This window comes from Nitrosospira sp. Nsp13, assembly GCF_900101945.1.
In the GTDB taxonomy this organism is placed as follows: Bacteria; Pseudomonadota; Gammaproteobacteria; order Burkholderiales; family Nitrosomonadaceae; genus Nitrosospira; species Nitrosospira multiformis_D.
Genome location: NZ_FMVD01000027.1, coordinates 1 through 8,156 on the forward strand (window position 1 = coordinate 1; position 8,156 = coordinate 8,156).

Annotated in this window: 6 protein-coding genes and 1 pseudogene; 1 reads left to right on the forward strand and 6 read right to left on the reverse strand. The window is 47.8% G+C overall.

The window, feature by feature from the left end:
- Positions 1-979: 979 nt before the first annotated feature.
- A pseudogene (locus BLO43_RS15910) lies at positions 980-1,595 on the forward strand (transposase); the annotation flags it as partial.
- Positions 1,596-1,939: 344 nt separating this feature from the next.
- On the opposite strand, the gene BLO43_RS15915 reads toward BLO43_RS15910, so the two are convergent.
- From BLO43_RS15915 to BLO43_RS15940, 6 genes are all read right to left on the reverse strand, one after another.
- Positions 1,940-3,370, reverse strand: a complete 1,431-nt coding sequence (locus tag BLO43_RS15915) for an APC family permease (protein ID WP_090907996.1) — start codon at positions 3,368-3,370, stop codon at positions 1,940-1,942.
- Positions 3,371-3,619: 249 nt separating this feature from the next.
- Positions 3,620-4,294 (reverse strand): urea amidolyase associated protein UAAP2, encoded by a 675-nt coding sequence (locus tag BLO43_RS15920; RefSeq protein ID WP_090907998.1) that lies wholly within the window; start codon positions 4,292-4,294, stop codon positions 3,620-3,622.
- Positions 4,291-5,040, reverse strand: a complete 750-nt coding sequence (locus tag BLO43_RS15925) for an urea amidolyase associated protein UAAP1 (RefSeq protein WP_090908000.1) — start codon at positions 5,038-5,040, stop codon at positions 4,291-4,293. Before BLO43_RS15925 ends, BLO43_RS15920 begins: the two co-directional genes overlap by 4 nt.
- 330 nt (positions 5,041-5,370) lie before the next feature.
- The gene (locus BLO43_RS15930; RefSeq protein ID WP_254773516.1) at positions 5,371-6,780 is read right to left on the reverse strand and encodes a porin; all 1,410 of its coding nucleotides are present in this window, start codon (positions 6,778-6,780) and stop codon (positions 5,371-5,373) included.
- 292 nt (positions 6,781-7,072) lie between these two features.
- A complete protein-coding gene (locus BLO43_RS15935; protein WP_090908004.1) occupies positions 7,073-7,474 on the reverse strand; it encodes a hypothetical protein in 402 nt (133 codons plus the stop codon).
- A gap of 330 nt (positions 7,475-7,804) precedes the next feature.
- Positions 7,805-8,156 (reverse strand): LuxR C-terminal-related transcriptional regulator (locus tag BLO43_RS15940; RefSeq protein ID WP_139149309.1); only part of this gene is annotated, 352 nt, incomplete at its 5' end.

An 8,156-nucleotide genomic window follows, 5' to 3' on the forward strand; every position in this document is an offset into this window, starting at 1 on the left:
ACACAAAAATCGCGCTGCATATCAATAATGATCAATGCAGTAGATTCAGAACTGTCTCTTTGATTCATGTTTTGCATCTCCTTCATGAACTTTAATCGTCATCTATGAGCTCTTAGTACAACAACCACGTTTTTTTGCCAACTCGCCTACGTTATTCATTATCAGACTTTTCCCTCACAAAAACTTTACTGAATACTTGCGGTTCTTGATGTTGGAAACTGCCATTGTCCTGCCTTCAAGCCCTGAAGACTCGGAGTGGTACGACATCAAAAAAATGCGAGAAACCAGCTGCGTACGTCTTTTGCCCACTTATAAATGATAGAGACCAGCAATAGAAAGATAAATAAGCAGATAGCCTATTCGGAGATAGGCAAAATCTTTAGAAATCGCTGGCCTGAAATTTGTGAGTGCGAGGAGGAGAATAATCGTTCTAGCGAAGCGGAGTACGCCACCGAAACAACATTCAGCGTAGGGGGAAGTTGTGAGGACATGGTTAGAGTATTGGGATACGGAAAATCAAGCGAAAATGGCGCAGCGATGATATTGCGGTTAATGGCAAGTTGGACAAGCCAATATAACCAAGTAGTCAGAATATAGGCAGAAAGTGTAGAGGTGTTAAACATCTACACTTCCATTCCTTTATCCAACGGGTCAGGAAGAAGCGGGGAGAGCGATTGTCTCAAGAACAAGCAAAGAGCGGGAACGATGCGAACAAAAATGACGACGAATAACCTACAAGACCAAGAGAGTCCATTTTACTTTGACCTCCCAGAACTAAAAGGGGTTAGCTCAGTTTTCAATTGGCGTTGACAGCCATTTGCCGATGAGTGATAGCTTCCTTCATGTTTGATTTAGCAGCTTGCTCATATTTCCGTATCGAGGCAAGAGTACTGGATTTCAGTTTGTGAGCCTGTCAGATATTTTGTGTGTAGAGGTCATGAGATGATGATGAAAGGGAAACAACATGACCGATACGATGATGACCACCAGAACCAGGAAGACCAAAGCGAAAGCATCCAAGCTATTTCCGGATGAACTGATTGACCAACTGCTGGCCCAGGTCCAGAACAAGGATGCGGGATCGATCCTGGGGGAATCCGGGCTGGCAGGCCAGCTCAAGAAACAATTGGCCGAGCGCATGCTGGCCGCAGAACTGAACCACCACCTCGCCACCGAAGTTGCACAGCAACCGGCAGCCGGCAACCACCGCAACGGCACTAGTCCGAAGATGGTCATCACTCCCGGCGGCGAGCTGCAGCTGGATATTCCGCGAGAGCGTGCGCGAGATTCAGGCACATCTGCTGGAACTGTATGGCCTGCAAATATCACCCGATCTGATCTCCACCATTACCGGCGAAGTGCTGGCCAAGGTCGCGCAATGGCAGATGCGCCCGCTCGAAGCCCTATATCCGATTGTCTACTTCGATGCGCTGCGGCTGAAGATCCGGGACAAAGGCACGGTCAGGAACAAGGCTGTGTACCTGGCGCTGGGCATCCGCGCCGACGGGCGCAAGGAAGTGCTGGGATTGTGGATCGAGCAGACCGAAGGCGCCAAGATCTGGCTCAAGGTCTTCAACGAGCTGAGAAACCGCGGGCTGGGCGGCCTTACCAATGCCTTGAATTGATTTCTTTGATGTTTAACCCGACCTTCACACACAGAATTTCTGACACTACCCGGTTGTACAGACTCACGTGGCAATATCAAGCCAGTCGAATTTGCAGCGAAACATCAATTTGTGACCTAGGATCTTACTGCACCGTGTAGTTAATTACGGGGGAGCAGTCACACTCATGTCGCACCCTCATATGCGTTAAAACGTTGAGTGTTCTTTAGGCTCTACAACCTCCGCGATCTTCATCGCGTCGCTGTCACCAGGAGTCCGGCATTGCATGATGACTACCTCCCTCACATCTCGGTGAGGGAATGAGACGTCTCGGCTTACGCACGTCTGCTCTTGATCAAAATATGTAAGGTAGTTATACCCAATATACTACCAAGTACCAGTGGAACCGCATAAATTTGCCACCATGGGGCTCCCGGCGCCACGACATATTCACGTGGCCAGGCAACGTTGATGAGTTCAAACAATGCCCACGCGAAAGCAATTATATTAATGACCAGTCCCAGAGGCCCTAGTTTCAAGGCACCCAGCGCAGGATTCCAGCGTCCCGTCAGCCGGCTATAGAGACCAACACCAGTAGTGAAAGAGAACATTGCGTACAGGCCGCCTGTGCCAAAGGCAATAATGGTAGCAACAGCGCCCCCGTTCATGCCGAGAAGAAGACCCAAGCCGGCCAGCAAAACTGTAACTAGAATAGCGTTTCGCGGTATTTTGTTGGAGGTTACGTGAGAGAGCGGAGCAGGCATGTTCCCTTCCCGGGCCATTGAGAAAACAATGCGTGAAACATAATTAACTACCGATGCGCCGCAAGAGAGAAAGGCTGTCATGACAATTACCAGAAAAGGCTTCGCAGCCCATGCTCCTATAGTACCTGTGATGATAGGAGAAATAGGGTCTGAGGTAGCACTGGCTTCCATCAGGATGTCATGATCGACAGCCAGAATCAATGCTGAGGAGTTAAAAAGTACCACCGTGCCCACAGCAAACAGGGAAAGAAAGATCGCCCGCGGAATCATCCATTCTGGATGATGCGCTTCTTCTGCAATCGTGGAGCATGCGTCAAAGCCGATGAATGCCCATCCGGCGATAGCTACCGCAGCCACGAATGCCGAGAGGCTGCTAGGTGCCAGCCCCGTTCCCAAGTGTTGAAATAACTCGGAAATAGGATGGATGCGAAAGTAAAAAAATAAAACCAGCGCTACACACACCGATCCAAGCGCTTCAGCGCAGATCCCCAGCATGTTGATAATTTTGAATACACGCTGGTGGGCCATGTTTACTGCAGTGCATATCAACAGAAAAATGCTTCCCCACATCGCTGCTGCCGCACCTTCTACATTACCACCCACAAAAATAGCGGCCAGCCACATCCCTCCCGTGTAGGCTGTAGTAGTGAGCATGGCAATAGTCGAACTCACGTAGATCACCCCGGCGTATTGACCCGTCCGGGGACCCACAAGTTGCCGAGACCATTTATAGGCGCCGCCCGCAATCGGAAACTGGGAAGAGAGTTCGGCATACACCGTTGCTACCAGCATTTGCATAACGAGGCACAGAGCCAGGGCAAGTATCCACCCCCCCCCAGTAACCAGGTTCTGAACACCGAAGATGGCATAAAAGCCGACAACCGGGGATACGACTGAGAAGCCCAAGGTAAAGCAATTCCAGACACTCAGTGTACGCTTGAGGGAATGAGAGCTTACGGAATCAGGAATATAAGAGCCACTACGGGCCGGATCTATCGCCATGATGACTCTCGGGTCCAATTGGATCCGTCTGCTAGATGCATCCCACCCCTATTGAAGGAAGGATCGAACGCATCAATGGATAGCGCGACGTCTTTATCCTCGACAACTTCTTTTTCAAACATTTTTTATCCCCAGTTTTAGCAGTATATGCCGCAGATTAAGGCATTTTTTTGCCAATTATCTTGAGTCTGCTATTCCTGAAGTCCCTAGCTCTACGCCATTAAAATAAAACAGAATATCTCGTCTTTCCTATAACTCAGAATAATCCCAGACCAGCAAGCGGATCGGTGTGGGATTGTAGGCATTGCATGGATTGTTCAGCTGCGGACAGTTTGAAATCAACACCAACACGTCCATCTCTGCCCTCATTTCCACATGTTTACCAGATGCTGAAACACCATCGGCAAAATCCAGCCCGCCCTCTTCGGACACCGGGACGTTCATGAAGAAGTTGATGTTGCTGGGAATATCGCGCTTGCTCATATTCAATTGCTGGCATACAGGATCATGCGCCAGTGCGTGAAGAAAACTGTCGCGGCAACTATGCATAGGGAATTTTTTCAGCCCGTATCGCACCATATTGCTTTCTGCGGCGCAGGCTCCGCCCACCGTGTCATGCCGTCCGCAAGTGTCGGCAATAATGGTGAGCATGACGTTTCCCAAGTTGGAATAAAGCTTGCTGCCGGTAGTCAGGTAGAGTTTATTCTGCCGGCGTATGGTATCGGTTGCGCTGTACCGCTCCGAAGCATCCTTGGCATTATAGAAAAGTGTATCCACTGCCTGGTTGCCCTCCAGATCAATGATGCGGAAGATTTGACCTTTCTTCACCACTTTGACCCACGGTTCCCCCGCCAGACAAATTTCATCCACTACTGTGACAGCGGCTGACTCCAACCCGCTTTTAACAACATTCTGTATACTCATGTTGCATCTCCACGGGCATATAAGCGTTGGGTGTTTTGCAGTCCGCGCTCATTCTCTGCAATGTGCTTACTTTTCTCCTCCGGCCAGTGGAATTCGCTAGGAATCGCGGAGGGCGTTGTAAATACAGTCAAGCCGACCGCTCCTGGACGGTATGTTTCGACCGGATCCAGTGGATGGGGCGCGGCGGACAGGACCACTAGCGTATCCATCTCAAAACTCAGGTCCACATAATCGCCGGCCTTACTGTTACCCTGGTGAAACTTCAATTCTCCAGATGAACTGGAGGTCACTTTGCTGAAAAAATTGATGTTGGATACTACGTCACGCCTATCCAGGCCCCACTTTCCCAATTCAATCAACATTCCATCCAATCCACTTAGAAACATTGCATTGCGAAGCTCCTGATATCGCCCCATGCCATATTTCCGGAGTACCAGATCCGCGTCGCTCAAGCCGCATACCGTGTCGTTCCAGCCCGTAGTGTCTTCCGTAATGCAGCAGAAAATGCGCCCCATATCCGAATAGCAGGCGTGCCCTTTGGTCAAACGGAATGTATGCTGGCACTTCAGCGTGTCCGCCATGTTGTAGCGTTCCAGCTTCTCTTCCAGGTTATAGAAAAGTACTGCAGCGTTGGTTCCACCTGTTACATCCATTAAGCGTAGCGTTGTGCCCCGACGAATAATGCCGGACCAATGACGCCCCCCGGGAATGTTTTCTTTCCACAGAAATGCATTCGGTCGCTTCATTTTTTCTCCTCATAACATAAGTTGTTAATCCCACATGACAAGTCATACAGTCATGTGGTTATTGTTCATACCTCTTACATCCGATGCGATTCTTTAGGCCATCTCTTTTTTTTTCTTGCGATTACCAGGATATGTAATACACATAACTAAAGCACTAACTAATATCAGCGGAACTGCCTGGAGTTACCACTGAAGATGCTGGATGCAATTCTGTATTCGACGCGACGATCGCACAAAAGCTCCGTCTGATCTTCGTCTTATTCTTGACAAGAATCGTTGATTTCTACGACTCCATTCCATATTTGCCTAACTGCTCCCTATCTTAAGTCTTCAAAATGAGGTCATGAAATCAAGTGAAAATAGCCACTGGTCTTTTTTATCGTCAAAGGGTCGATAGGGCTGGTCCAGACCCACTGCTCTGTCATAGCGCATGTTAGGGCGTACGTTGAGGCCTCGCGTTACCTTCCAATTATCAAGCTTCAGTCTCTTTGCGGGTTTCCAGTTCAGGCCGAGAGTAACTTGGTAATAATCTGCAGGCGCGGAAGTAATGGGAACGTTGCCTGCAAAGCCTACCCCCCGATTATCAATTTGTAGTGCTCCGCGAATTGGGGAGGGAACACGAAAACCATCTCGATCACGGAACCATTCACCCCGTATCCCTATGCTAAGATCCTCCAAAAGATCGTAATATAAATGGCTGTTGACGCCCATCCACTGAACATCTTTCTGCACGCCATTCACCAGCGCGTTACCCACAGAGCCGTGTACAAAATAAGTAGCAAAGTGAGTTTTATTAGTAATCCGGTATTGAAGAACAGAGCTAACCATAGTCCATGCTTCGTGGCTTCTTGCCGAAACATCGCCGAAAGTAGTCATGATATTAAATGTATTTCTCTTGTCCTCGCCGACCCAGACAATGCCCCCCAATCCGTTCCAGTTAGTTAACCCGGTTCTGGTTATATTGCCATCCCAGCCTCCAGTGCCGCTACCGGTCACCGGTCCTCCAATTAAAGTCCAATTTTTATTCAACTTATATTCAAGTAATACACCCATGTGTGTAAATGGATGACCGTTAGTTAAGGTATATCCTCTTGTATAAAAGAAAATATCCGGCGCCGGACCAATTTCGTAACCCGTCGGTGAATAAAAATGTCCTACCTTAACGTTGAGGCCATTACCGACTGGGGCATAGAATTGGACATGGGCTTGCGGAAACGCTATCCCATAGGCGCGGGTCGACTTACAGCATACATTCAGATCCCAACTGCCTCTATTATTAGGCTCCCTACTGTTTACATCGAAAGGCGGAATGCCGCCTGCCTGGTAAAAAATTGTGTCCGAACCGAACATGAAATCGATACGTCCCCCAAAATCCCATGTGTCACCTTCTGCCACCACCGGTCGCTCGACAAATACATTAAATTGATTCAATTGCATTCTATTTGCACGGTCAGCGAAAGGAATAGGGCCGTTATACCCGTTGGCAGGATCGCTAGGATTATAGGTGGCACCAAGTTGGACCCAGCCTCCAATTTGTATGCCGCTATCTTTAATCAGAGACAACAAGTTATCTGAAGTGGAGCTGTTAGCATTACTGGCATGGGTGCGGCTTGAGTTAAAAGTATTGTCAGCTAGGGCGCTGCTTGAATGAAGCAAGATGAAAACCATCTGAAATAATAAGTTACTAGCCCAATTCCTTATTGGATGCGCCTGCAAGAGACTATGATCCGTATTTCGCATGGCTATCATTTATAATTGATTGTCTGAGCATAAAGATCACCTTTCAAAAAAGGAAAATCTACGTTCTCACGGTCCCGTAAGCTTTCAAAATTGCCGCTTATCTAAAATTATTAACATCCGAGCTTGGACTCAAGAAATCCAATCAACAATCTCGTATTAACTTGAATTGAAACTGATTGCCTTACCTACCGCTCCTATAGTGAACTGCCCCCCTGTACCAAAATGGAGACGTGATCCAGTAACAAGCGCTCATAACTCCTATCATTACCGTATGTGCGTGCTCAATTTGAAGTCAATTCATTCTTTCCAGGAGATGAAGAATTGACGTTTTATCAAGTTTGCAATCGATTTGCCGGTGATCAGTAGCTTTATTCAGGCTTTCTATGCTGTCTCTCTGATACTTTTGCATCAGCGCCCAGGTATGAGCCTGCAAATCTTGAGCGCGTTTGCCGTAAAGATAACTTTTGTCCTCGTAGTGTTTCAGAAGTTGTTCTTGCTCCTTTGCCTTTGCCTTCAAATTCTTGGCAATTTCTTTGTAAGAATGTTGACATCCACTTGCGTTAGCTAGGTCAACATCATCTGTATATGCATATGACATTGATAAACCGAATAATAACAGGGCCATTAAAATGCCTGTTACTGACGGTATTTTTTTAATTAACCGATCCTCGACTTTGCCTAATAAGGACGCCATTTTGATTTTTCCTACCCATCAGTTAAGCGAATCGCTGCTACTGAACATAAGCAGAGTTCTGCTACTGCTCCGAACGGATGACCAGAGTCCACAAGCAAATAATGAGCGCTGGCAATAGAAAGATAAATAAGCAGATAGCCTATTCGGAGATAGGCAAAATCTTTAGAAGTTGCTGATTAGAAATCCGTAAGTGCGGCGGAGGGGATAGTTGTGCTAGTGAAGCAGGAAGAAATTAGAGTTCCGACCGAAACGAGATGTAGCACAGGGAGAAGTGCGAGGACGCGATTAGGTTATATTGGGTTACGGCAAAACTAAGCGAAGCTGGTGCAGCTAGGAGGCTATGATATTGCAGTGAATCGCAAGCCGGACAAGCTGGGTGGTGTTCTCTAAATTCAGTTTACGCATGATGCTAGTATGATGAACCCTGACGGTCTTGGGGCTAATGGAAATAATATCGGCAATTTGTGCTATCGAATGTCCCTCTGCCATCAATTTGAATAGCTGGAATTCACGGGGGGACAGGACGATTAATGGATCTTCGGAAGCATTGTTGTGAACTATGCCGTCAACCATTTCTGCGGCTAACACGGGATCAACATACAAGCGTCCCTGCTTTACTTGGCGAACTGCCTGAATGAGCTGATCGGGGCTGCTCTGTTTAGTAAGATAGCCTTCTGCCCCC

Coding starts and splice junctions, on each gene's coding strand:
- BLO43_RS15915 (WP_090907996.1), bottom strand. CDS start 3,370: ATGGCGATAGATCCGGCCCGTAGTGGCTCTTATATTCCTGATTCCGTA.
- BLO43_RS15920 (WP_090907998.1), bottom strand. CDS start 4,294: ATGAGTATACAGAATGTTGTTAAAAGCGGGTTGGAGTCAGCCGCTGTC.
- BLO43_RS15925 (WP_090908000.1), bottom strand. CDS start 5,040: ATGAAGCGACCGAATGCATTTCTGTGGAAAGAAAACATTCCCGGGGGG.
- BLO43_RS15930 (WP_254773516.1), bottom strand. CDS start 6,780: ATGCGAAATACGGATCATAGTCTCTTGCAGGCGCATCCAATAAGGAAT.
- BLO43_RS15935 (WP_090908004.1), bottom strand. CDS start 7,474: ATGGCGTCCTTATTAGGCAAAGTCGAGGATCGGTTAATTAAAAAAATA.